The following is a 23975-nucleotide window of genomic DNA, read 5'->3' as shown; positions in this document are numbered from 1 at the left end:
GTCAGGCGGGCACGGACCGTTCCCGGCCGTCCCCGGCGGCCGCCCAGGCCAGCACCCGGGGCAGCACCGACAGGGCCGCGAAGTGCGCGGCCCCCGGCTGCACCACCATGGTCGCGCCGGGGATGTGCTCGGCAAGCCAGCGGGAGTGCGCCACCGGCGAGAACACGTCGTCCTCGCCGTGCCACAGCAGCACCGGCACCGCGATCCGGTCCAGGCCGAACCCCCAGCTCCGGTTGAACGCCATCGTGTCGTCGATCCAGCCGTCGGCCGAGGTGCGCAGCGCCTCCGCGTAGGTGCGCAGCAGCATCGTGCGCAGGCCCGCGTCCGCGATCACCAGCTGGTCCGGCAGCGGCATCTCCTCGCGGAGCAGGGCGAGCAGGCTGGCCGGATCGTCGCGGATGGTGCGGGAGCGCAGTTCCAGCCGGGTGGCGAGCCGCCGGTGCGCCGCGTCGGCGGTGGTGTGGTCACGGACGTTGGACCGGGTCATCCCGGCGTGCCAGGCGAGCCCCCGCGCGTCCCGCGGCGCGAGCCCCACCAGCACCGCCACGCGCCTCACCCGGTCCGGCAGCAGCGCGGCGCACGCCAGCGTGTGCGGCCCGCCGCCCGAGCGGCCGACGACCGCGAACGCGTCCAGGCCCATGGCGTCCGCGATCGCCGCGACGTCGGCGGCGGCGTCCGCGACCCGCCGGCCGGGCAGCCGCTCGGAACCGCCGTAGCCGGGCCGGTCGAAGGAGATCAGCCGCACACCCAGCCGGTACAGCACCGCACTGCGCGGCACCGGGCCGAGCCGGCTGCCGGGTGTGCCGTGCAGCAGGAACACGGGTCTGCCCCGCGGATCGCCCCGGGTCTCCACCGCCAGTTCCCGCCCGTCCCTCGCCCGCACCACACGCACTCCGAGCGGCCCCCTCTCGTGTGTCCTCCGGCCCGTCCCTCACACCCGCATCTCGCGCCTCGCCTGCCAGGTGGTGTGTTCCCGGGACACCGCGTCCTCGGCGTCGCGGGTCAGCTGGGACCACAGGTGCTCGGCATGCGGGTCGTCCAGGTCCAGCGACGCCAGCTGCACCCGGATCAGCTCCAGTTCGTCCGCGGCCACCCGGTACGCCGCGGCCAGCGGGCTGTACTGGCGCAGTTGCGCCCAGGCGGCGACCGAGGCCGTGATGGCCGACACGAAGCCCAGGGTGTCGAAGGGGGACCAGCCGCCCGCCCGCAGGATCAGGAACAGGATGCCGAGCAGCGGGAACGTCATCGCCAGGCGTCCCGCCCGGCGCCCGTTCACCTCGCAGCGGGCCGCCTTGACCCTGTACCACTCGTGCTGCACCCGGATGCGCTCGCGCAGGTACACGTCGTGCCGCACGCGCAGCGGCGCGTCCCGCAGCCGCCGCATCGCCGGGGTGATGCCCGAGTCGACGTGCGGGGGCAGCGCCCTGCTGCGGCGGAAGGTGTGCAGGACGTCGCCGAGCTGCAGCCGGTACAGGGCGTCCGGGTCGCGCTCGTCTCCGGGTGGCGTGAAGGGGTCGGCCCGCACCGAGTACTTCCAGGCGAGCGTCTTCATGGACTCGGCCAGCGCCCGGCCCTCGTACCAGAGAGCCTGCGGGTTGTGGCGGTGGATCACCCAGGTCGTCCACGCGGCGAACGCGAACAGGGCGGCCGCGAGCCACGAGGCCCAGTGCAGGCGGCCCGCGGTCGCGTCGAACGAGCTGAAGACGGAGGCCACCGTGAGCAGGCCGAGCTGCCGGCGCGACAGCCGTACGGTCTGCAACTGGCCCCGCAGCGACGCCCGGTCGGCGCCCCAGAACAGGTCCGGCAGCAACTCCCGTTCGCTCACCATCGGCAGCGGCCCCCCGGTACTCGCCGAATCCCGCAGTCGCCTCAGTATGGGCGCGCAGGGGGGTGGCCGCCCAGTAGGCGTCCGGCCGAACTCCCGCTCCCCGCACGCGCTGTGGCCGCGCGCGGCGCCGCGGCGGCAGGTCCGTCACGCCCTCGGCGAACGCGCGCCGCACAGGCCGCAGCGGCGGGCAGGCTGACGGGTGTGCTGAGACGAGTCGCGGTCCTGTCCGACGTCCACGGCAACCTGCCGGCCCTGCAGGCCGTACTGGCCGAGCCCGACGTCCGCGCCGCCGAGCGGGTGGTCCTCACCGGGGACCACGCGGCGGGCCCGATGCCGGTGCCCACCCTCGACGCGCTGAGCGACCTCGGCGGGCGCGCCCTGTGGATCCGCGGCAACGCGGACCGCGAACTGGTCGGGCACCGCCGTACGGGCAGGACCACCGGGTACCCGGAGTCGGACTGGGCCGCGCGGCGGCTCCGCGAGGACCAGGTGACCTTGCTGGCCGGCCTCCCGGACACCGTGGAGCTGGAGGTCGACGGCCCGGGCCGGACGCTGTTCTGCCACGCCACCCCGCGCGACGACGAGGAGATCGTGCTCGTCGACTCCCGCGCCGAGCGCTGGGCCGAGGTGATGTCCGGCGTCGCCCCCGAGGTGGAGACCGTCGTCTGCGGGCACACGCACATGCCGTACGCCCGGGTCGTCCACGGCCGGCTGGTCGTCAACCCCGGGAGCGTCGGCATGCCGTACGGCCGCGGCGGCGCCCACTGGGCGCTCCTGGGCGCGGGCGGCGTCCAGCTGCGTCGCACCGTCTACGACCGCGAGACGGCGGCCGCGCGGATCGTCGCGGAGTCCGGCTTCGACGGCGCGGCGCGGTGGGCGCGGGAGTACGTCCTCGGCTGCCATCCGGCCGAGGCCGTGATCGACGCGTGGGGCCCGCGCGACGGGCGGCCCGCGCCGCAGCGCCCGCGCGACGGCGGCTGACTCCGCGGTGCACCCGACGCGCTGTGAGGACGGCTCAGTCCCACCACCCGACGACGTACAGCCCCCGCCGCGAGGCCTGCTCGTAGAAGGCGCGCAGCGCGGTGAAGTGCCCCGTCAGGTATCCCCAGGGATCACGGACGCCCGGCAGCCCGTGGTCCGCCCCGTGCGCCCTCACCGCGTCCCAGTCGATCGCCGCCAGACCCTCCGCGACCAGGGTCACGCCCGCCGGGGCGACCGCGCCGGGAGGCGGCCCGAACACGCCGACCGCCTCAGGGTGGTCGAGGAAGGCGACCGTGACCTCCGGGTCGCCGTCCAGCGCGCGCTCCGGCGCGGCCAGGGCCGGTGCCGCCGCGCCCGCGGCCCGGCACACCCTCTACAGCGATGCCGGTGCCCAGTCGAGGTCGAGCACGTCCTCGCGCGGCGGGTCCCATCCCGGGTCGCCGTCCGGGCTCTCCCGGGCCGCCGTACGGCATCGGGCCAGGAACTCCTCCGTCACCCGTGCGAGTTGCTGTGTCACCGCCATGGGAACAGTGTTGTCCGGCCCCGGCGCCACTGGTAGGAACGCCGCATGGATGTGGGGACGCTCACCGCGGTGGCCGGCCTGCCGCTGGCGGCCGTGGCGGCGTATCTGGCGTGGGAGCCGCAGCGCACCGTGCGCCGGCAGCGGGCGGTCGACCGCTTCATCGAGGTGCGCCGGCACCTCAAGGAGCACCGCGCGGAGCTGGCGGAGGCGGGACTGGCCGCGCATCCCGCGCGGGACGGGGAGCTGGCGCTGCTCACGGCGCCGGGGTGGATCCCCGAGGAGCCGCTGCCCGCCGCGCGGGTGCGGCTGAGCCTGCGGCCCGAACCGGAGCCGGGGAAGGGGGAGTTCGAGGCGGCGAAGCGCAGGCTGCGGGGCTACTGGCCGCGCCGGGACGGCTTCGCCTCGGCCGTGGGGGAGTACGACCGGCCCGCGATGTGGTTCAACGGGCCCGGCTACCGGCTGACCGCGGTGACGCCCGGGGAGGGGGCACCGGCCCTGGAGTTCGCACTGGCGGGCTACTTCGATTCGTACGACACCGCCGAGCCGCTCGCCTACGAGGCCGCCCTGCGCCACCGTGACGGCGACGCCCCGATGGCCGGCCGCTACCGCCGCTGGCTGGGGGACCCCTTCGACCTGGGCCGCCGCTGCGCCCAGTCCGGCGTCAGCACCCTCACCGTCAGGGTCGACGGCGACCGGGCGTACTTCTTCCTCCACCGGCGCGACGCCCAGGGCGTGGCCACCGCCATGAACACCACCCACGTCGTCCCCGCCGGGGAGTTCCAGCCGCACGCCGACGTGCTGCCGGTCTGGCACTCCGACCTGGACCTGTGGCACAACACGATGCGCGAGTACGCGGAGGAGTTCCTCGGTGCGCCGGACGCCGGGGGCGTCGGCGGGGCGACCCTCGACTACGACACCGACGAGCCGTACGCGAGCATGAACCGCGCCGCCCGCGAGGGCCGGGCCCGCTTCAGCTTTCTGGGGCTCGGGCTCGACCCGCTGAACTGGAAGCCGGAGCTGCTCACCGTCTGCGTGTGGGAGGCCGCGACCTTCGACACCGTCTTCGGCGGCATGACCGAGCGCAACGAGGAGGGCGTGATCGTGGTCGGCCACGGCCAGCGGGGGCTGCCCTTCACCGAGGAGAACGTCCTCGGCTACGCCCGGCACCCCCGCACCCACTCCGCGGGGCGGGCCTGCCTGCACCTGGCGTGGCGCAGGCGGGCCGCACTCGGCATCCCGTGACGTGTACGGTCAGGCCGGCCGCAGCCAGACCGTGGCCAGCGGGGGCAGCGTGAACTGCACGCTCTGGCGCCGGCCGTTCCAGGCGACCGGCTCGGACTTCAGCGGCTCGGCGTTGGTGACGTCGCTCCCGCCGTACGCGGCGGCGTCGGTGTTGAGCACCTCCCGCAGCGCCTCCACCCCGTCCGGCACGCCGATCCGGTAGCCGTGCCGGACGACCGGCGAGAAGTTGCTGACCGCGACCAGCGGATTCCCCCCGGCGTCCAGGCGCACGAAGGAGAAGACGTTGTCCTCGGCGGCGCCGCCGTCCAGCCAGGCGAAGCCGTCCGGGGTGGTGTCGCGCTGCCACAGCGGCGGCGTGGCCCGGTACAGGGTGTTGAGGTCCCGGACGAGGTCCCGTACGCCGCGGTGGTCACCCGCCGCGGAGTAGGTCTCGTCGAGCAGCCACCAGTCCGGCCCGTGGTCGTGGGACCACTCGGCACCCTGGGCGAACTCCTGGCCCATGAAGAGCAGCTGTTTGCCCGGATGGGCCCACATGAAGCCGAGGTAGGCGCGGTGGGTGGCGCGCTGCTGCCACCAGTCGCCGGGCATCTTGGCCACCAGCGCGCCCTTGCCGTGGACGACCTCGTCGTGCGAGATCGGCAGGACGTAGTTCTCGCTGTAGGCGTACACCATCGAGAAGGTCATCTCGTTGTGGTGGTACCTGCGGTGCACCGGCTCGTGCTGGACGTACTCCAGCGAGTCGTGCATCCAGCCCATGTTCCACTTCAGGCCGAAGCCGAGCCCGCCGAAGCCGGCCGGGCCGACGTGGTGGGTGGGGCGCGTGACGCCGTCCCAGGCGGTGGACTCCTCCGCGATGGTGACGACACCGGGGCAGCGCCGGTAGACGGTCGCGTTCATCTCCTGCAGGAAGGCGACGGCGTCCAGGTCCTCGCGGCCGCCGTACGCGTTCGGCGCCCATTGGCCGTCCTCGCGCGAGTAGTCGAGGTAGAGCATCGAGGCGACCGCGTCCACCCGCAGCCCGTCGATGTGGAACTCCTCGCACCAGTAGACCGCGTTGGCCACCAGGAAGTTGCGGACCTCGGTGCGGCCGAAGTCGAACTCCAGCGTCCCCCAGTCGGGATGCTCCCCGCGCCAGGGGTGCTCGTAGAGGTTGGTGCCGTCGAAGTCCGCCAGCGCCCAGTCGTCCTTGGGGAAGTGGGCCGGCACCCAGTCCATGATGACGCCGATGCCCGCCCGGTGCAGCGCGTCGACCAGGTACCTGAAGTCGTCCGGGGTGCCCATCCGGGCCGTCGGGGCGTAGTACGAGGTGACCTGGTAGCCCCACGACCCGCCGAACGGGTGTTCGGCGACCGGCATCAGCTCCACGTGCGTGAAGCCCAGATCGCGTACATAGGCCGGGAGTTGCTCGGCCAGTTCGCGGTAGGACAGCCCCGGCCGCCAGGAGGCGAGGTGCACCTCGTACACCGAGAAGGGCGCCTCGTGCACCGGCAGGCCGCCGCGCGAGGCCATCCAGTCGGCGTCCTGCCACTCGTGGTGGGACGCGGTGACGACGGAGGCGGTCGCCGGCGGCTCCTCGGTGCGGCGGGCCATCGGGTCGGCCTTGAGCCGCCGTCCGCCGTCCGCGCCGCAGACCTCGAACTTGTAGCGCTGCCCCTCGCCGACCTCGGGCAGGAACAGTTCCCACACGCCGGAGGAGCCCAGCGAGCGCATCGGGAAGGCGGTGCCGTCCCAGTAGGTGAAGTCACCGACCACCCGCACCCCGCGGGCGTTGGGCGCCCACACGGTGAACCGGGTGCCGGTGACGCCCTCGTGGGTCATCGGCTCGGCGCCCAGCGCCTGCCACAGCTGCTCGTGCCGCCCCTCGTGGATGAGGTGCAGGTCGAACTCGCCGAGCGCGGGCAGGAAGCGGTACGGGTCGTGGACCTCGCGCTCGTCGCCGTCGTAGGCGACGGCCAGCCGGTACTCGGGGACCTCCGTCAGCGGGAGCACCCCGCTGAACAGCCCGTCGCCCTCGTGGTTCAGCACCGTCCGCGTCCCGTCGCCGGTGACGACGGCCACGCTGCGCGCGTACGGCCGCAGGGTCCGGAAGGCCAGGCCGTCCGCCACGCGGCGGACGCCGAGCAGCCCGTGCGGGTCGTGGTGGGCGCCGTCCAGCAGCCGCCGGCGCTCGCCCGGGTCGAGTTCCGGGGCCGGCGGAACGTCGCCGGTCACGGGGCCCGCGGCCGGCGCGACCTCGGGCGCGGGCGGCGGCGCCTGGTGGCCGACGCCCGCGGGGGGCGCGGTGCGCGGGGCGGTGCCCGAGGCGGGCGGGCGTTCGGACCCGGCGGGGTCGTAGCCGCGCGCGACGGCCTCGGAGGAGCCGGACGCGTCCGGTCGCGGGCGGCCCGCGGCGGCCGGGCCGGCGCCCTCGGCCGCGGATTGCGCACCGGAGGCCTTCCCACCGCGGGCGGGTTTCGCACCGGCCGCCTTCTGCGGCCGGGTGGCCGAGGCCGGCGGGTTCGGCGGGGCTGCGGGGGGCGGCGGGGGAGCCGAGCCCTCGGATCCGGTGCCGCGTGCGGGACGTGCGGCGCGGGCCCTCCCGTTCCCGCCCGGGCCGGGAGTGCCGGGGGTGGCGTCGGGCAACGGCTGGCGATCGGTCACGATCAGGTCCTCCTCGGATGGGCGTGGGGGTGCCCGGTCAGGGGGTGCGGCCGTGCGGCGGCTGCGCGAGACGGCGCACCGCGGCCATGGGGATGGGGAGCCAGGCGGGCCGGTGCCTGGCCTCGTAGAGCACTTCGTAGACGGCCTTGTCGGTCTCGAAGGCTCGTATGGCGACGGGCTCGTCCCTCGGATCGGTACCGGCGGCCTCCGCGTAGCCCGCGCAGAAGGCGGCGCGCTGCGTCTCCGCCCACTCGGGCGCCCCGGGGGCGGACGGGTCGTGGTGCCGGGCGGCGTAGTCGAAGGAGCGCAGCATTCCGGCCACGTCCTGCACCGGGGGTGCGGGACGGCGGCGTTCGGGCAGCGGCCGGGCCGGCTCGCCTTCGAAGTCGATGAGCACCCAGCCCCCGGGCCCCGTGCGCAGGGCCTGGCCGAGGTGGAGGTCGCCGTGGATGCGCTGCGCGGCCAGCGTCGTGCCGCGGGTGCCGAGCGCCGCGAGGTCGTCGAAGGCGGTCCTCAGCGCGGCGCGGTACGGCCGCAGGGCGGGCACCGCCGCCGCGGCGGCGTCCAGCCGCCCGGCCATCGCGGCGGCGAGCAGTTCGATCTGCGGACGGCGCAGGGTGCTCGTCGGCAGGGCGCGCGACAGCGCCAGATGGACCTCCGCGGTGGCGCGCCCCAGCGCGCGCGCCTCGCCGGAGAAGTCCGTGCCGTCCTCCACCGCCTGCAGGGCGAGTTCCCACGCCCCGGCGGAACCGGGCAGGAAACGCTGCAGCACGCCGAGCGTGGCGGGTTCCCCGTAGATGCCGAGCGCCTCGAACCAGGCGGCGGGCGCCGGGACCCGCCGCGAGCCCGCCCGCGCCAGGGCGAGCGAGAGCTCCAGGTCGGGGTTGGGGCCCGGGGCGATCCGCCGGAACAGCTTGAGGATGAAGGTGTCGCCGTAGATGACCGAGCTGTTGGACTGCTCGGCGGTGGACAGCCGAGGCGCCAGCCCCGCAGGGATCGCCGCGCCCGGCTCGGAACCGAAGCGCAGGTGCCCGGTGCGGCCGGGGGCGCGCAGCCGCTCCAGCAGCAGGGACGTCAGACGCGGGTCGTGCAGCGCCTCGTAGATGGTCAGGCCGTCCAGGGGTCCGCCGACGGCGTGCCCGACGAGGGCGGGCGCGAGCGCGGGCGGCAGCAGTGCCCGGGTGCCGAGCAGCAACTGGTAGGTGTCGGCCGGCTGCCCGCGTCCGGTTCCGGGCATCCGCTCCTGCACGTCCTGGTGGACGTCGAGCAGCAGATGGAGCAGCCCCGGGGTGCCCAGCCGCCCGTCGGCGGGCAGCAGCTCGGTGGCCGAGACCAGTCCGAGGCCGCTGATCGGCCGTCCCTTCCCGGCGAACCACCGCTGCCGGGGCAGCCACTCCCGCAACATCGGGACGAGCGCGGGGAGCAGCCCCGGCGCCGGGGGCACGGTGGTCCCCGACCGGACTGCGGAGGTGCGAAGCCACGAGGTGTCCGACATGACGTCCTTTCCTCGGGTGCCGGGCCTGCTGGTTCCCTAAGTGAAGGGGCGCGCTGCGGCGATGGTCCGACGAGTGGGACGTGTCGGACGAATATCATCCGAGCCGGTGGATCAATTGGCGTACTTGGCGTACTTGACGTACGAGGGACAAGGGCCCGTACAGCATCCGATATGACGCTGGATCCGGCAGGGGGAGCCTGCCCCGGCGGCCCGGCACGAAACCGTGCCGGGCCGCCGGGTCGCCGTCACCCGGCGGGCCCGCCTACACCGCGTCGCGGCGCAGCCGGAACCAGTAGAAGCCGTGACCGGCGAGGGTGAGCAGATAAGGCCATTCGCCGATGGCCGGGAAGCGCACCCCGCCGATCAACTCGACGGGATGCCGGCCGGTGAAGGACCGCAGGTCGAGCTCGGTGGGCTGGGCGAAGCGCGAGAAGTTGTTGACGCACAGGACGAGGTCGTCCTTGTACTCGCGCAGGAAGGCCAGGACGGCCGGGTTGGTGGAGGGGAGTTCGGTGTACGAGCCCAGACCGAAGGCCGGGTTCTGCTTGCGGATCTCGACCATCCGGCGGGTCCAGTGCAGCAGCGAGCTCGGGGAGCTCATCTGCGCCTCGACGTTGGTGACTTGGTAGCCGTAGACCGGGTCCATGATGGTCGGCAGGTAGAGCCGGCCCGGATCGCAGGAGGAGAAGCCCGCGTTGCGGTCCGGGGTCCACTGCATGGGGGTGCGCACCGCGTCGCGGTCACCGAGCCAGATGTTGTCGCCCATGCCGATCTCGTCGCCGTAGTAGAGGATCGGCGAGCCCGGCAGGGAGAGCAGCAGTGCGGTGAAGAGCTCGATCTGGTTGCGGTCGTTGTCCAGCAGCGGGGAGAGCCGGCGCCGGATGCCGATGTTGGCCCGCATGCGCGGGTCCTTGGCGTACTCCGCGTACATGTAGTCGCGCTCTTCGTCCGTCACCATCTCGAGCGTCAGCTCGTCGTGGTTGCGCAGGAAGATGCCCCACTGGCAGTTGCTGGGGATGGCCGGGGTCTTGGCCAGGATCTCCGACACCGGGTAGCGCGACTCCCGGCGTACCGCCATGAAGATGCGCGGCATCACCGGGAAGTGGAAGGCCATGTGGCACTCGTCGCCACCCTTGGTGTAGTCGCCGAAGTAGTCGACCACGTCCTCGGGCCACTGGTTGGCCTCGGCGAGCAGCACCGTGTCGGGGTAGTGGGCGTCGATCTCCTCGCGGACCATCTTCAGGAAGTCATGGGTGCGCGGCAGGTTCTCGCAGTTGGTGCCTTCCTCCTGGTACAGGTACGGCACCGCGTCCAGCCGGAAGCCGTCGATGCCGAGGTCCAGCCAGAACCGCAGGGCGGCCAGGATCTCCTCCTGGACCTTGGGGTTCTCGTAGTTGAGGTCCGGCTGGTGCGAGAAGAAGCGGTGCCAGTAGTACTGCTTGCGCACCGGATCGAAGGTCCAGTTGGAGCTCTCGGTGTCGACGAAGATGATGCGGGCGTCCTGGTACTGCTTGTCGTCGTCCGCCCAGACGTAGTAGTCGCCGTAGGGGCCGTCCGGGTCCGTGCGGGACTGCTGGAACCACTCGTGCTGGTCGCTGGTGTGGTTGACGACGAAGTCGATGATCACCCGCATCCCGCGTTGGTGGGAGGCGTCCACGAATTCCACGAAGTCGGCCAGGTCGCCGAACTCCGGTAGTACGGCCGTGTAGTCGGCGACGTCGTAGCCCCCGTCCCGCAGCGGCGAGGCGAAGAACGGCGGCAGCCACAGGCAGTCGACGCCCAGCCACTGCAGATAGTCCAGTTTGGCGGTGAGCCCTTTGAGGTCGCCGATGCCGTCGCCGTTGCTGTCCTGGAAGGACCGTACGAGCACTTCGTAGAAGACGGCCCGCTTGAACCAGTCGGGGTCCCGGTCTTTGGCCGGGGTGTCTTCGAACGTGTCAGGTACGGGTTCGTTGACGATCAAGTGGGTGACCCTCCTGTCGATGGAGTAGGTCGCAGGGTGAGGATGTGCGCGGGCGTACGGCCCGGCTCGAGGCGCACATAGTTGTCCCTGCCCCAGTGGTAGGTCTCGCCGGTGAGCTCGTCGCGCACCGGGGTGGACTCGTGCCACGCGAGGCCGAGTTCCGGCATGTTCAACGAGACGGTCGCCTCCTGGGTGTGGTGCGGGTCCAGGTTGACGACCACCAGTACGACATCGCTGCCGTCGCCCGAGCGCTTGGAGTACGCCAGCACCGCGTCGTTGTTCACGGGGTGGAAGCGCAGGTCGCGTAGCTGCTGGAGCGCGGGGTGGCGGCGTCGCAGCCGGTTCAGCGTGGTGAGCAGCGGAGCCAGCGAACGGCCGTCGGCCTCGGCTGCCGCCCAGTCGCGGGGCTTGAGCTCGTACTTCTCCGAGTGTAGGTACTCTTCGCTTCCCTCGCGCACCGGCGCGTTCTCACAGAGCTCATATCCGGCGTACACCCCCCATGTGGGGGAAAGGGTCGCCGCCAGGACCGCACGCGCCTCGAACGCCGGGCGGCCGCCCTGCTGCAGATAGGCGTGGAGGATGTCCGGGGTGTTGACGAAGAAGTTGGGCCGCATGTAGCTCGCGGCCTCGCCGGACAGCTCCGTCAGGTACTCCGTCAGTTCCTGCTTGCCGTTGCGCCAGGTGAAGTAGGTGTACGACTGCTGGAAGCCGATCTGGGCCAGGGTGTGCATCATGGCCGGACGGGTGAAGGCCTCCGCCAGGAAGATGACGTCGGGGTCGGTGCGGTTGATGTCGGCGATGACCTTCTCCCAGAAGACCACCGGCTTGGTGTGCGGGTTGTCGACGCGGAAGATCCGCACCCCGTGGTCCATCCAGTGCCGCAGCACCCGCTCGGTCTCCTGCACGATGCCGCTGAAGTCGGCGTCGAAGGCGATCGGGTAGATGTCCTGGTACTTCTTCGGCGGGTTCTCGGCGTACGCGATCGAGCCGTCCGCCCGGGTGGTGAACCATTCGGGGTGCTTGCCGACCCACGGGTGGTCGGGGGAGCACTGCAGCGCGAAGTCCAGGGCGATCTCCAGCCGCAGCTCGCGCGCCCGCTCCACGAAGAAGTCGAAGTCCTCGATCGTTCCGAGGTCCGGGTGGACGGCGTCGTGGCCGCCCTCCGCGGAGCCGATCGCCCAGGGCGAGCCCACGTCGTGCGGGCCGGGGTCCAGCGTGTTGCCCGGCCCCTTGCGGAACGCTGCGCCGATCGGGTGCACGGGTGGCAGGTAGACCACGTCGAAGCCCATCGCGGCGACCGCCGGCAACCGCTCGGCCGCCGTGCGGAAGGTGCCGGACCTCGGTGGTCGCCGACCCGTGGGGTCCACCACGGCACCTTCGGACCGGGGGAACATCTCGTACCAGGACCCGAACAGCGCGCGCTGCCGCTCCACCTGGAGGGCCGCCGGACGGGAGGCGCTGACCAGGTCGCGCAGCGGGTGCCGGCCGAGCACCTCCACCACGTCGGCCGCGAGGGCGGCGGCGTGCCGCTCGGCGGGTGTGCGGGAGGTGTCGCGCAGCGAGTCGGCCGCGGCCAGCACCACGGCCCGGCCGTCCTTCTTGGGCACCCCGGCCGCCGCGCGCTCGTGCAGTTCGGCCCCCTCGGCGAGGACCAGTTCGGTGTCGATGCCCGCGGGGACCTTGATGCCCGCGTGGTGCCGCCAGGTGGCCACCGGATCGCTCCAGGCCTCCACCGCGTACGTCCAGCGGCCCTCCGCGGTCGGGGTCACCTCGGCGCCCCACCGGTCGGTGCCGGGGGCGAGTTCGCGCATGGGGATCCGTGGCCCGGAACGTCCCGCGGGGCTGCGCAGGACCACGTCGGCCGCCACCGCGTCATGTCCCTCGCGGAACACCGTGGCGGTGACCTGGAAGGTCTCGCCGACCACGGCCTTGGCGGGGCGGCGGCCGCAGTCGACCAGCGGGCGGACGTCCAGGACGGGGATACGACCGATCATTGCGCCTCACCAGTCTGTGCGGGTGGCCGGACGGGTACCTTCCGCTCTTTTTATCTGCTCCTTCGGATGCCTGCCTGTGGGCATGACCGCTCCTGTCCGCGTTCACTCGGGTGGGCGGATACGAGTTGTGGTGTGGGAGGGTGCGGCGCCGCGTCGCGCAAGGGTGAGCCTGCCCATTGGATGACGGTCGAATACTCCCCGGGAAGGGGTACTGGCGCGTAAGTTGCGCTCCCGGCGGGCCCGGCGGCGCCCGGACGAAGACAACCGGCCACCGTCCCGCGGCCCGGCGCGCACGGCCGCCGGGGGCGCCGGGCCGACGCCCGTGACCCCGTCCCGGCCGTACGTCGTAGCCCCCGCGGTGCGCCGCGGCCGACGGCCGTGCTGCGGTGGTCGTAGCCGCCGCCCGACACGCTGACGAGGCGTCCGTGGGCCCGCGGGCGGGGGGCCCGGGACGCCCGTGACGTCCCCGTACGCCAGGGCACGGGTGCCGCACCACAGCGCCCGGGTTCGGGATGTTGGGTACCCGGTTGTCACCACCGCACCGAAAGATGCCGCTACCGTCGGAGATGTGAAGGCTATTCGTCGATTCACCGTGCGAACCGTCCTGCCCGAACCACTACGTCCCCTGGGGGAGCTCGCGCAGAATCTGCGCTGGTCCTGGCACAACGAGACCCGTGAGCTGTTCCAGTCCGTCGACCCCGAGGGCTGGAGAGCCGCGGCCGGCGACCCGGTGCGGCTGCTCGGCGCCGTCTCGAAGGACCGGCTGAACGCCCTCGCCAAGGACCGCAGGTTCCTCCGCCGGCTCGGCACCGCCGTCGAGGACCTCCACGACTACCTCGGCAATCCGCGCTGGTACCAGGGCGCCGCCGAGGCCGGGGAACTCCCTGCCGCCATCGCCTACTTCTCACCCGAGTTCGGGATCACCGCCGCGCTGCCCCAGTACTCCGGCGGCCTTGGCATCCTGGCCGGCGACCACCTCAAGGCCGCCAGCGACCTGGGCGTGCCGCTGATCGGGGTCGGCCTGCTCTACCGGCACGGCTACTTCCGCCAGTCGCTGTCCCGGGACGGCTGGCAGCAGGAGCACTACCCGGTGCTCGACCCGAACGAGCTGCCGCTGTCGCTGCTGCGGGACGAGGACGGCGGCCCCGTGCTGATCGTCCTGGACCTGCCCGGCGGGCGCAGTCTGCGCGCCCACGTCTGGCTGGCCCGGGTCGGCCGGGTCCCGCTGCTGCTGCTCGACTCCGACGTCGAGGAGAACCACCCCAACGAACGCGACGTCACCGACCGGCTCTACGGCGGCGGCAGCGAGCACCGGCTGCTCCAGGAGATGCTGCTCGGCATCGGCGGCGTCCGTGCCGTGCGCACCTACTGCGCGCTGACCGGGCATCCGGAGCCCGAGGTCTTCCACACCAACGAGGGCCATGCCGGGTTCCTCGGCCTGGAGCGCATCCGCGAGCTGGCGGCCGACGGAGAAGGGCTGGATTTCGACTCCGCCGTGGAGGCCGTGCGGGCCGGCACGGTCTTCACCACCCACACCCCCGTGCCCGCCGGCATCGACCGCTTCGATCGCGAGCTGGTCGCCCGGCACCTCGGCGACGAGGGCGAGCTGCACGGCGTCGACGTCCAGCGGGTGCTGGAGCTGGGGATGGAGACCTACTCCGGAGGCGACCCCAACGTCTTCAACATGGCCGTGATGGGGCTGCGGCTCGCGCAGCGCGCCAACGGCGTGTCCACCCTCCACGGCAGCGTCAGCCGGGAGATGTTCGCCGGGCTGTGGCCGGGCTTCGACCCGGAGGAGGTGCCGATCACCTCCATCACCAACGGTGTGCACGCCCCCACCTGGGTGGCGCCCGAGGTGTTCCGGCTCGGCGCCCGGCAGGCCGGCGCCCAGAACGCCGAGGACGCGATGACCACCGGGCTCGCCGACACATGGGAGAGCGTCTTCCGCATCCCCGACGCCGCGATCTGGGAGCTCCGCCGGGAGCTGCGCGAACAGCTGGTGCGGGAGGTGCGCCGCAGGGTGCGGGCCTCATGGCGGCAGCGCGGCGCCGGCTCGGCCGAGCTGGGCTGGGTGGACGACGTCCTCGACCCGGACGTGCTCACCATCGGCTTCGCGCGCCGGGTCCCCTCGTACAAGCGGCTCACCCTGATGCTGCGCGACCAGGACCGGCTGATGGAGCTGCTGCTGCACCCGGCCCGGCCGATCCAGATCGTCGTCGCGGGCAAGGCGCACCCGGCCGACGACAGCGGCAAGCGGCTGGTCCAGGAGCTCGTGCGCTTCGCCGACGACCCCCGGGTGCGGCACCGCATCGTCTTCCTGCCGGACTACGACATGGCCATGGCCCAGCACCTCTATCCCGGGTGCGACGTCTGGCTGAACAACCCGCTGCGCCCGCTGGAGGCGTGCGGCACCTCCGGCATGAAGGCCGCGCTCAACGGCTGCCTCAACCTGTCCGTCCTGGACGGCTGGTGGGAGGAGTGGTTCGACGGCAACAACGGGTGGGCGATCCCCACCGCCGACGGCTTCGGCGCGGCCGGCGACCCCGACCGCCGCGACGACATCGAGGCGGCGGCCCTCTACGACCTGATCGAGAACCAGGTCGCGCCCCGGTTCTACGACCGCGGCGCGCCGGGTCTGCCGGTCCGCTGGATCGAGATGGTGCGGCACACCCTGAGCACCCTGGGGCCGAAGGTCCTCGCCGGGCGCATGGTCCGCGAGTACGTGACCCGGCTGTACGCGCCCGCCGCGCGCGCCCACCGCCTCGCGGGCGGCGGGGAGTCCGTCGAACTCGCCGCGTGGAAACGGCGGGTGCGCGAGCAGTGGCCCATGGTCGCCGTCGACCACGTGGAGACCGGTGCCTCGGTCGGCGGCTCACCGGAGCTCGGGACCACGCTCACCCTGCGGGTACAGGTGGCCCTCGGCGGTCTGGAGCCCGGGGACGTGGACGTCCAGGTGGTGTCCGGGCGCGTCGACGACTCCGACCGGATCGCCGACCCGGCGGTGGTCTCCCTCAAGCCGGGCGGACGGCCGGACCTGGAGGGCCGCTGGCTCTACGAGGGCCCGCTCGCCCTCGACCGCACCGGGCCCTTCGGCTACACCGTTCGCGTACTGCCGATGCACCGGCTGCTCGCCTCGGTCGCCGAGCTCGGGCTGATCGCCGTGCCGCCCGAGGCGACGGGGATGACGGCCGGCGTGCTGCGCTGAGCCGGACGCCCCGCGGGAACGGGACCGGGCCCCGGCCGTCGTTGACGACGGCCGGGGCCCGGCGTGTGCGGTCAGCCGACGGGGGTCAGCTGCTGGTGTTCACCGCGGTGTCGTCGACCACGAAGCTCGTCTGCAGCGAGGAGTCCTCGGTGCCGGTGAACTTCAGGGTCACGGTGGAGCCGGCGAAGGCGTTCAGGCTGAAGGACTTCTGGGTGTAGCCCGAGGCCTTGTTGAGGTTGGAGTAGGTGGCCAGGGTGGTCGACCCGGCGGTGACCGTCAGCTTGTCGTACTGGGTGCTGGTGGTCGTCTCGGCGGAGTCGATGTGCAGCCAGAAGGTGAAGGTCGCCTTGCAGCCCGCCGGGATGGTCACCGACTGGGAGAGCGTGTCGGTGTGGGTCGAGCCGTAGCCGTCCAGCCACGCCTTGTACGAACCGCCGTGGGCGGCCTGGCTGCTGGAGTTGGTGATCACGCCGCTGGAGGCCGTCCAGGAGGCGCTGCCGGACTCGAAGCCGGGGTTGCCGAGCAGCTGGGCCGAGGCGCAGCTGCCCGGGGTGGTGACGGTCCAGGTGAAGGAGGCGGTGCCGGTCTTCGCCGCGGAGTCGGTGACCGTGACCGTCGTGTTGTACGTGCCCGCGGTGCTCGGGGTGCCGGAGACCAGGCCCGTGGAGGCGTTGATCGACAGGCCGGAGGGCAGGCCGCTCGCCGCGTAGCTCAGCGCGCCGCTGTTGGTGCTGCCGGCCTGGATCTGCAGGCTGACCGCGGTGCCCACGGTGCTGCTCTGGTTCCCCGGGTTGGTGACCGTGACGCCCGACACGGGCGCATGGCTGCCGACGCCGATGCCCGCGAAGGCGTTCTGCACGCCCGCGTACTGGGCGGAGCCGGCGCCGTAGAGCGCCTGGGCGGCGTTCAGGGCGGCGGTGCGGGCGCCCGCGTAGTTGGTGCTGCTCGTCATGTACGAGGTCAGGGCCTTGTACCAGATCTGCAGCGCGGCGGCGCGGCCGATGCCGGCGACGGCGATGCCGTCGGCGGTCGGGCTGTTGTAGCTCACCCCGTTGATGACCTTGGCGCCGCTGCCCTCGGAGAGCAGGTAGAACATGTGGTTCGCCGGGCCCGAGGAGTAGTGGACGTCCAGGTTGCCGATGCCGGAGTACCAGTTGTCCGGCGAGGTGCCGTCGCGGGACGGCTTGTCCTGGTAGCGCAGCGGGGTGCCGTTGCCGTTGATGTTGATCTCTTCACCGATGAGGTAGTCACCGATGTCGTTGCTGTTGTTCGCGTAGAACTCGACGCCCGTGCCGAAGATGTCGGAGGTCGCCTCGTTCAGGCCGCCGGACTCCCCGGAGTAGTTGAGGTTCGCCGTGGCCGAGGTGACGCCGTGGCTCATCTCGTGGCCCGCGACGTCCAGCGAGGTCAGCGCGTGGGTGTTGCCCGAGCCGTCGCCGTAGGTCATGCAGAAGCAGCTGTCGTCCCAGAAGGCGTTGACGTAGCCGCTGCTGTAGTGGACCCGCGAGTACGCGGCGACACCGTCGTTGCGGATGCCGCTGCGGCCGAAGGTGCTCTTGTAGAAGTCCCAGGTCGTCTGCGCGCCGTAGGCGGCGTCGGCGCCCGCGGTCTGGGTGTTGGAGCCGGTGCCGTCGCCCCAGATGTCGTCCGCGTCGGTGAACAGCGTCCCGGTGCCGGAGGTGCCGCGGTTGAGGTTGTACGTCTTGTGGCCGCCGCGGGTCGCGTCGTTCAGCTGGTACGTCGAGCCGGACAGCGTGGTGGTCAGCGACACCTGGCCGCTGTACTGGGTGTTGCCGGTACCGGTCTTCACGTCCTGGTACCGGTGGAGCTCCTTGCCGGTCACGGCGTCGGTGACGACGTGCAGCCGGCTCGGCGTGCCGTCGTCCTGCAGACCGCTCACCACGGTCTCCCAGGCGAGCTTCGGGGTGCCCTGGCCGGCCCAGATCACCTTGCGGGCGTCGTCGGCGACGGGCGCCTCGGCGTCCAGGGACTTGGCGGTCTTCAGCGCGGCGGTGGTCGCGGCGGACTCGACGACCTTCGGCGTCGTCGAGGCGACCGTGATCCTCTGGCTGGTGTTGAACGTCGTGCCGACCGTGCCGGCGCCCTTGGCGGGCGTGTGCACCACGAGGTCGCCGCCGAGCACCGGGAGCCCGGCGTAGGTGCGCTCGTAACGGGTGTGCAGCGTGCCGTCGGCGTCCTTGACGACGTCCCGGACGACCAGCTTCTCCTTGCTGCCCAGACCCAGCGACCGGGCCGTGACCGCGGTGCGGTCGCCGGCGCTCTTGATCAGCGCGGTGCGCTGGGCGGGGGTGAGCTTCGCCTCGAGGGCTCCGGTGCGGAGCTGGCTCGTGTGGGGGGCGGCGTTCGCCGTCGCGGACGTGGCCGGTATGCCGACGGCGATGAATGCGGCGGTGGCGACCACACTGGCGGCCGCGACTGCCTTGCGGGGGGATCGTCTCACTCGGACTCCTACTGCGTCGGCCGCGGTTGGCGGCCGGGGACAGCCGGGCAGACGGGGTGTGCTGCCCGGGCGGAACTAGCCGTGCGGGTGGGACGTGCGGAGTTCGGACGGTGCGTCAGCACGAAGCGGTGCGGTGTGTGGGCGTACTGACGGCCGACGGGGGGAAGAGTGCCACTGTTCATGGCTTGGTGTCATGTACGTGACGAGAAGTTGGCCGAATTCGTCCTTTGAGGGGGACGTCGGGTTCGCATTCCGGACAGGGCGGGGCGAAGCGCTCCGGTACGGGGCCGGGGGGGGGGGGGCCGGCCGGCCCCACCCGCCCCGGAGGCAGGTCCTAGGCCGTGTCGTCGAACGCCCTCCCCCAGCCTTCGGCCGGGGGTGCCCCCACTCCGCGACGCTCCCCCAGCTTCGCTGGGAGGTGCCCCCAGGTACGGCACTCCCCCCAGCCTTCGGCCGGGGGGAGTTGCCGAATCGTCCGAGTAGCCCACTACGAGGACGACTCTCCGCCTTGCGATGCACCGCACCTGGGGGCACCTCCCAGCGTCAGCTGGGGGAGCTCGTGTGACGACACGGCCTAGACGAGGCTGTCGCGCCAGGCCTGGTGCAGATCGGCGAAGCGCCCCGCGCCGGAGACGAGTTCGGCCGGGGTGCCGTCCTCCAAGATGCGGCCCTGGTCCATCACCAGCACCCGGTCCGCGATCTCCACCGTCGACAGCCGGTGCGCGATGATCACGGCCGTGCGGCCGCGCAGCACCTCGCGCATCGCCTGTTGCACCGCGCGCTCGCCCGGTACGTCCAGCGACGAGGTCGCCTCGTCCAGGATGAGCACCGCCGGGTCGGCGAGCAGGGCGCGGGCGAAGGCCACCAACTGGCGCTGGCCCGCCGAGATGCGGCCGCCGCGCTTGCGTACGTCGGTGTCGTAGCCCTCGGGCAGCGCCGCGATGAAGTCGTGGGCGCCGATCGCCCTCGCGGCGGCCTCGATCTCCTCGCGGGTGGCCTCCGGGCGGCCGATGGAGATGTTCTCGGCGACGGTGCCCGAGAAGAGGAACGCCTCCTGGGTCACCATGACGACCCCGCGACGCAGTTCGGGCAGGGCCAGGTCGCGCAGGTCCACCCCGTCCAGGGTGACCCGCCCGTCGGTCGGGTCGTAGAACCGGGCCAGCAGCTTGGCCAGCGTCGACTTGCCCGCGCCGGTGGCGCCGACCACCGCGACCGTCTGCCCGGCGGGCAGCCGCAGGTCGAAGCGGGGCAGCACCTCGCCGCCCGTGCGGTAGGCGAAGCGGACCTGATCGAAGACGACCTCGCGGCCGGGTGTGTCCGCCTCCGTGGCCGGCAGCGTCCGCGGCGTCTGCGGCTCGGGAACCGAGGGCCGCTGGGCCAGCAGCCCGGCGATCTTCTCCAGCGAGGCGGCCGCCGACTGGTAGGAGTTGAGGAACATGCCGAGCGGGTCGATCGGCGCGTACAGCCGCCGCAGGTAGAGCACGAAGGCGGCGAGCACGCCCAGCGCGAGCGAGCCGGAGGCCACGCGGTACGCGCCCCACACCACCACCAGCGCCACCGAGGTGTTGGCGATCAGCCAGGAACCGACGGTGAAGCGGCCCATCTCCAGGATCGCGTCACCGTTGGCCTTCCGGTGGGTGGCGTTGAGCTCGTCGAACGCCTCGTCGTTCGCCTTCTCGCGGCGGAAGGCCTGCACGGGCCGGATGCCGTTCATCGTCTCGGTGAAGCGCACGATGACGGCGGCGATCGCCGCGGAGCGGAGCGTGTAGACCTTGGCCGACCGGCGCCGGAAGATCCGCACGGTCACCACCAGCGGCACCGCGGTGGCGAGCGCGAACAGTCCGAGCTCCCAGTCCAGCCACAGCAGGACCGCCGAGATGTAGAGCACCGACAGCCCGACGTTCAGCAGCTCCTGCAGGCCCTCGGTCAGCAGCTCCCGGATCGACTCCACGTCGGAGGTGGCGCGGGCGATGATCCGGCCCGAGGTGTACCGCTCGTGGAAGTCCAGGCCGAGCGCCTGGGCGTGGCGGAAGATCCGGCTGCGCAGCTCGACCAGGACGTCCTGGCAGATCCGGCCGGCCTGCCGGATGAACGAACGCTGCAGCAGGCCGCCCACGACGGCGCAGCCGATGTAGCCGACCGCCACCGCGATCAGCGGGCCGTGGTCGTCGCGGCGCAGCGCCGGGATGGCCCGGTCGATCGCCACCGCCACGATCAGCGGGCCCGCCTGCACGGCCGCCTGCTGCAGCAGCAGGAGCACGGCCGCCAGCCACACGCGCCGCCGGTGCGGCCCGACCAGCTCGCGCAGCAGCGCGCGTGACGCCCCCTCGGGCGCCGGGAGCCGGTCCTGGTCGAAGGCGTCGTCCTTCCGGTCCTCCCGTGTCTCCCCGGAGTCCCGGTGCCCCGCCGGTTCCTCGTCGGCCGACTTCTCGGCGGGCTGCGACTGGGCGACGGAGGTCATCGGGTGCTGCTCCCTTCGAATTGCGGGCGGTCCGGCGCGGCGGGCGTGCTCCCGTCCTGGCCGGACATCAGGCGGCGGTAGGCCGCGGAGGAGGTCAGCAGCTCCTGGTGGGTGCCGACCGCGGTGACCCGGCCCTCGGACAGCAGCGCCACCCGGTCGGCGAGCATCACCGTGGAGGGGCGGTGGGCGACCACGAGTGCCGTCGTGGTGGACAGCACCTGGCGCAGGGCCGCCTCGACGAGGGCCTCGGTGTGCACGTCGAGAGCGGACAGGGGGTCGTCCAGCACCAGGAAGCGGGGGCGGCCGACGACCGCGCGGGCCAGCGCGAGCCGCTGCCGCTGCCCGCCGGACAGGCTCAGGCCCTGCTCTCCGACCTGGGTGTCCACACCCTGCGGGAGCTTGTGGACGAAGTCGCACTGCGCGATCCCCAGCGCCCTCAACAGGTCCGCCTCGTCGGCGTCGGGCGCGCCCATCAGCACGTTCTCCCGCACGCTGGCGGAGAACAGGGTGGGCTCCTCGAAGGCCGTCGCGACCAGGGAGCGCAGCGTGGAGCGGCTGAGCAGCGCGGCGTCGGTGCCGTCCAGCGTGATGCGGCCGCCGGTTGCTTCGTACAACCGCGGGATGAGCGAGGTCAGGCTCGTCTTGCCGCTGCCCGTCGCGCCGACCAGCGCCACGGTCTCGCCGCTGCGGATGTGCAGGTCGATCCCGGTGAGCAGGTCGGGGGTGCCCTCGGGGGCGTCGGGGTAGCGGAAGCGCACGGCGCTGAAGCGGATGCCGTCGGCGGGCCGCTCCTCCTCGGCGGTGCCCGTGCCGGTGCCTGTTCCCGTGCCGGTCTCCGGCGGGACCTCGGTGTCCAGGACCTCGAAGACGCGGTCGGCGGCGGTGGCCGCCTCGTTGCTGAAGGACAGCAGCCAGCCCAGCGACTCCACCGGCCAGCGCAGTGCGAGCGCCGTGGAGAGGAAGGCGACCAGGGTGCCCGCCGACAGGTCGCCGTCGGCGACCTGCACCACGCCCAGGACCAGCGCCGCGCCGAGCGCGACGTCCGGCAGGCCGACGATGACCATCCACAGGTCGGCCAGCAGCCGGGCCTTGCGCAGCTCGGTGCCGCGCAGTTCGCGCGACTGCCGGTGGAAGGCCTCGGCCTGGCTGCGGTGCCGGCCGAAGGCCTTGATGATGCGGATGCCGAGCACCGACTCCTCGACCAGCGTGGTCAGGTCGCCGACCTGGTCCTGCGCGGTACGGGACGCGACCTGGTACCGCGCCTCGAAGTACGAGCAGAGGATCACCAGCGGCACGACCGGCACCAGCAGGATCAGCCCCAGCGACCACTGCTGCACGAACAGGATGCCGAAGCCCGCGACGATCGTGGCGGTGTTGACCGCGAGGAAGACCATCGGGAAGGTCAGGAACATCCGCAGGATCTGCAGGTCGTTCGTCGCCCTGGAGAGCAGCTGCCCCGAGCCCCAGCGGTCGTGGAAGGACACCGGCAGGCGCTGCAGCCGGTGGTACAGGTCGGCCCGCATCGTGGCCTCGAATCCGGCCATGGGACGCGCCACCAGCCAGCGCCGAACGCCGAAGAGCCCGGCCTCCAGGAGACCGAGCAGCAGCACCAGCCCACCGCCGAGCCACACCCCGGACGGGTCGCGGTGGGCGACCGGACCGTCCACGATCCACTTCAGGACCAGCGGGATCAGCAGCGCCAGGCAGGACGCGACCACGGCCACACCCGCGGAACCGAACAGCCGGCGGCTGACCGGCTTCGCGTACGGCCACAGGCGCAGCAGTGAGCGCACCGCGGATCGGGGACGTTCGGGCTCGGGTTGGTTGGTCGACTCAGGCATCGTTTCAGAGGGTACGTGTGACCGCCGACAACGCTCATCCGGATTTTCGGCCGAGGTCGCGTACGGCGGGCACCGCCAGCAGCGCCACGCACACCAGCAGGGTCACCGCACCCCCGGCGAGCAGCACCGGGCGCGCGCCGAGGACACCCGCCGCCGGCCCCGCCAGGGCCTGGCCGACGGGCAGCATGGCGACCGAGCCGGCGACCTCGTACGCGTGGATCCGGTTGAGGATCTCGCCGGGCACCTGGGTCTGGACGCTGGTGGCCCACATCACACTCCAGAACGCCCAGGCCGTCCCGGCGACCAGCACCGCCGCCGCGACCGCCGGCACCGGCAGCCCGGCGCCGACCGCCGCCGGGTAGAGCGCGAACCCGAACAGCGCCACGGCCCCGCCCCGCAGCGGCCGGGCCGGCCGCACCCGTATCGCCAGCAGCCCGCCGAGCGCGGTGCCGGCGCCGAGCGCGGAGGAGACCAGGCCGTACGCCTTCGGGCCGTGCTCGGGCAGGATCTCCCCGGCCGCCAGCGGGGTCACCGGGCCCATGACGAGGATCATGAAGCCCATCCAGATGACGATCACCGACCACATCCAGGTGCGGGCCCGGAACTCCCGCCACCCCTCCACCAGGTCGGCCCGGAAGCTGCTGCGCGCGGCGGCGTCCCGCGCCTCGCGGGCGGTGCGCCCCGGCAGCCGGAGCAGCAGCAGGCAGACGGCGCTCACCGCGTAGGTGCCGGCGTGCACGGCGAACACCCCGCCTGCGGAGGTGAAGGCCACCAGCACTCCGGCGAGCGCCGGTCCGGCCAGCGCCATCAGCGACTCGGCGGTGCGCACCACGCCGTTCGCCTCCTGGACGTCCCGGGCCACCTGGGGCACCGTGCTGGCCACCCCCGGCTGGAACATGGCGCCCGCGACGCCGTTGACCGCGCCGATCACGCAGATCTGCCAGAGCACGACGTGCCCGGAGAAGAAGAGCCAGGCGGCCAGCGACTGCGTGGCGACCCGAGCCAGGTCCGCCCCGATCATCAGGCCGCGGGCGCTGAACCGGTCGGCGAACACCCCGCCGAGGACGACCAGTCCGGCGAAGCAGGCGGTGAAGGAGGCCATGGCGTAGCCGATGTCCCCGGCGCCGTAGCCGTGCTGGAGCAGTCCCGCCGACAGGGCGACGGGCAGCATCGAGTCGCCGAGCATGGCGACGCTGCGGGCGGTGAAGTACAGGCTGAACCCCCGTGACCACAAGCGGTCCCGGGGGGCGGCCGGCGCGTCGAGGGCGGAGGCGCACGGCGGCGAGGGCGGAGGTGCGGAGGTCACGGCCGACCAGTGTGGACTGGACCAATCTGCCGAGT

The 23975-nt window shown here is 72.8% G+C and carries 15 protein-coding genes; 3 read left to right on the top strand and 12 right to left on the bottom strand.

Annotation, left to right across the window (positions count from 1 at the left end; translation table 11 throughout):
• Position 1: 1 nt before the first annotated feature.
• Positions 2–883 carry an alpha/beta fold hydrolase gene (locus tag OIE69_RS14420; RefSeq protein ID WP_326581153.1) on the bottom strand — a complete coding sequence of 294 codons (882 nt, stop codon included), beginning with the start codon at positions 881–883 and terminating at the stop codon, positions 2–4.
• 48 nt (positions 884–931) lie between these two features.
• Positions 932–1828, bottom strand: coding sequence for a DUF4231 domain-containing protein (locus tag OIE69_RS14415; protein WP_326572354.1), 897 nt, complete (start codon positions 1826–1828; stop codon positions 932–934).
• A 201-nt stretch (positions 1829–2029) separates the two neighbouring features.
• On the opposite strand from OIE69_RS14415, the gene OIE69_RS14410 reads away from it, so the two are divergent.
• Positions 2030–2809 (top strand): metallophosphoesterase family protein, encoded by a 780-nt coding sequence (locus tag OIE69_RS14410; protein WP_326572353.1) that lies wholly within the window; start codon positions 2030–2032, stop codon positions 2807–2809.
• A gap of 34 nt (positions 2810–2843) precedes the next feature.
• On the opposite strand, the gene OIE69_RS14405 is transcribed toward OIE69_RS14410, so the two are convergent.
• Both OIE69_RS14405 and OIE69_RS14400 read right to left on the bottom strand, forming a co-directional pair.
• A complete protein-coding gene (locus OIE69_RS14405; protein ID WP_326572352.1) occupies positions 2844–3179 on the bottom strand; it encodes a hypothetical protein in 336 nt (111 codons plus the stop codon).
• Between the two features lie 3 nt (positions 3180–3182).
• Entirely contained in the window at positions 3183–3332 is a 150-nt protein-coding gene (locus OIE69_RS14400) for a hypothetical protein (protein ID WP_326572351.1), read from the bottom strand.
• Positions 3333–3377: 45 nt separating this feature from the next.
• Between OIE69_RS14400 and OIE69_RS14395 the strand changes: the two genes are divergently transcribed.
• On the top strand, positions 3378–4574 hold the full coding sequence (locus tag OIE69_RS14395; protein WP_326572350.1) for a hypothetical protein: 1197 nt from the start codon (positions 3378–3380) through the stop codon (positions 4572–4574).
• Positions 4575–4583: 9 nt separating this feature from the next.
• Here the strand turns inward: OIE69_RS14395 and glgB are convergent, their stop codons facing one another.
• The 4 genes from glgB to OIE69_RS14375 all read right to left on the bottom strand — a co-directional run bounded on the left by glgB (position 4584) and on the right by OIE69_RS14375 (position 12666).
• Positions 4584–7214 (bottom strand): 1,4-alpha-glucan branching enzyme, encoded by a 2631-nt coding sequence (gene glgB / locus OIE69_RS14390; protein ID WP_326572349.1) that lies wholly within the window; start codon positions 7212–7214, stop codon positions 4584–4586.
• A gap of 37 nt (positions 7215–7251) precedes the next feature.
• Positions 7252–8709 carry a maltokinase N-terminal cap-like domain-containing protein gene (locus tag OIE69_RS14385; RefSeq protein WP_326572348.1) on the bottom strand — a complete coding sequence of 486 codons (1458 nt, stop codon included), beginning with the start codon at positions 8707–8709 and terminating at the stop codon, positions 7252–7254.
• Between the two features lie 262 nt (positions 8710–8971).
• Positions 8972–10672: a maltose alpha-D-glucosyltransferase gene (treS, locus tag OIE69_RS14380; RefSeq protein ID WP_326572347.1), complete on the bottom strand. Its 1701-nt coding sequence runs from the start codon at positions 10670–10672 to the stop codon at positions 8972–8974.
• Positions 10669–12666 carry an alpha-1,4-glucan--maltose-1-phosphate maltosyltransferase gene (locus tag OIE69_RS14375; RefSeq protein WP_326572346.1) on the bottom strand — a complete coding sequence of 666 codons (1998 nt, stop codon included), beginning with the start codon at positions 12664–12666 and terminating at the stop codon, positions 10669–10671. The genes treS and OIE69_RS14375 overlap by 4 nt, the downstream gene beginning before the upstream one ends.
• A 568-nt stretch (positions 12667–13234) precedes the next feature.
• On the opposite strand from OIE69_RS14375, the gene glgP reads away from it, so the two are divergent.
• Positions 13235–15871, top strand: coding sequence for an alpha-glucan family phosphorylase (gene glgP, locus OIE69_RS14370; protein WP_326572345.1), 2637 nt, complete (start codon positions 13235–13237; stop codon positions 15869–15871).
• An 85-nt stretch (positions 15872–15956) separates the two neighbouring features.
• On the opposite strand, the gene OIE69_RS14365 is transcribed toward glgP, so the two are convergent.
• From OIE69_RS14365 to OIE69_RS14350, 4 genes are all read right to left on the bottom strand, one after another.
• Positions 15957–18332: a M4 family metallopeptidase gene (locus OIE69_RS14365; RefSeq protein ID WP_326572344.1), complete on the bottom strand. Its 2376-nt coding sequence runs from the start codon at positions 18330–18332 to the stop codon at positions 15957–15959.
• Positions 18333–18906: 574 nt separating this feature from the next.
• The gene (locus tag OIE69_RS14360) at positions 18907–20793 is read right to left on the bottom strand and encodes an ABC transporter ATP-binding protein (RefSeq protein ID WP_326572343.1); all 1887 of its coding nucleotides are present in this window, start codon (positions 20791–20793) and stop codon (positions 18907–18909) included.
• Complete coding sequence (locus OIE69_RS14355) at positions 20790–22634, bottom strand: ABC transporter ATP-binding protein (protein ID WP_326572342.1); 1845 nt, start codon at positions 22632–22634, stop codon at positions 20790–20792. The genes OIE69_RS14360 and OIE69_RS14355 overlap by 4 nt, the downstream gene beginning before the upstream one ends.
• A 34-nt stretch (positions 22635–22668) precedes the next feature.
• Positions 22669–23940, bottom strand: coding sequence for an MFS transporter (locus OIE69_RS14350; RefSeq protein ID WP_392567508.1), 1272 nt, complete (start codon positions 23938–23940; stop codon positions 22669–22671).
• Positions 23941–23975 lie beyond the last annotated feature (35 nt).

Origin of the sequence: Actinacidiphila glaucinigra (genome assembly GCF_035918135.1) — a bacterium.
Taxonomy (GTDB): domain Bacteria; phylum Actinomycetota; class Actinomycetes; order Streptomycetales; family Streptomycetaceae; genus Actinacidiphila; species Actinacidiphila glaucinigra.
This window is presented reverse-complemented; position numbering and strand designations above follow the sequence as displayed.

Bases quoted from the DNA above. Each gene is read 5' to 3' on its own strand.
- OIE69_RS14385 (WP_326572348.1), bottom strand. From the start codon at position 8,709: ATGTCGGACACCTCGTGGCTTCGCACCTCCGCAGTCCGGTCGGGGACC.
- OIE69_RS14360 (WP_326572343.1), bottom strand. From the start codon at position 20,793: ATGACCTCCGTCGCCCAGTCGCAGCCCGCCGAGAAGTCGGCCGACGAG.
- OIE69_RS14395 (WP_326572350.1), top strand. From the start codon at position 3,378: ATGGATGTGGGGACGCTCACCGCGGTGGCCGGCCTGCCGCTGGCGGCC.
- OIE69_RS14415 (WP_326572354.1), bottom strand. From the start codon at position 1,828: ATGGTGAGCGAACGGGAGTTGCTGCCGGACCTGTTCTGGGGCGCCGAC.
- OIE69_RS14355 (WP_326572342.1), bottom strand. From the start codon at position 22,634: ATGCCTGAGTCGACCAACCAACCCGAGCCCGAACGTCCCCGATCCGCG.
- OIE69_RS14375 (WP_326572346.1), bottom strand. From the start codon at position 12,666: ATGATCGGTCGTATCCCCGTCCTGGACGTCCGCCCGCTGGTCGACTGC.
- OIE69_RS14400 (WP_326572351.1), bottom strand. From the start codon at position 3,332: ATGGCGGTGACACAGCAACTCGCACGGGTGACGGAGGAGTTCCTGGCC.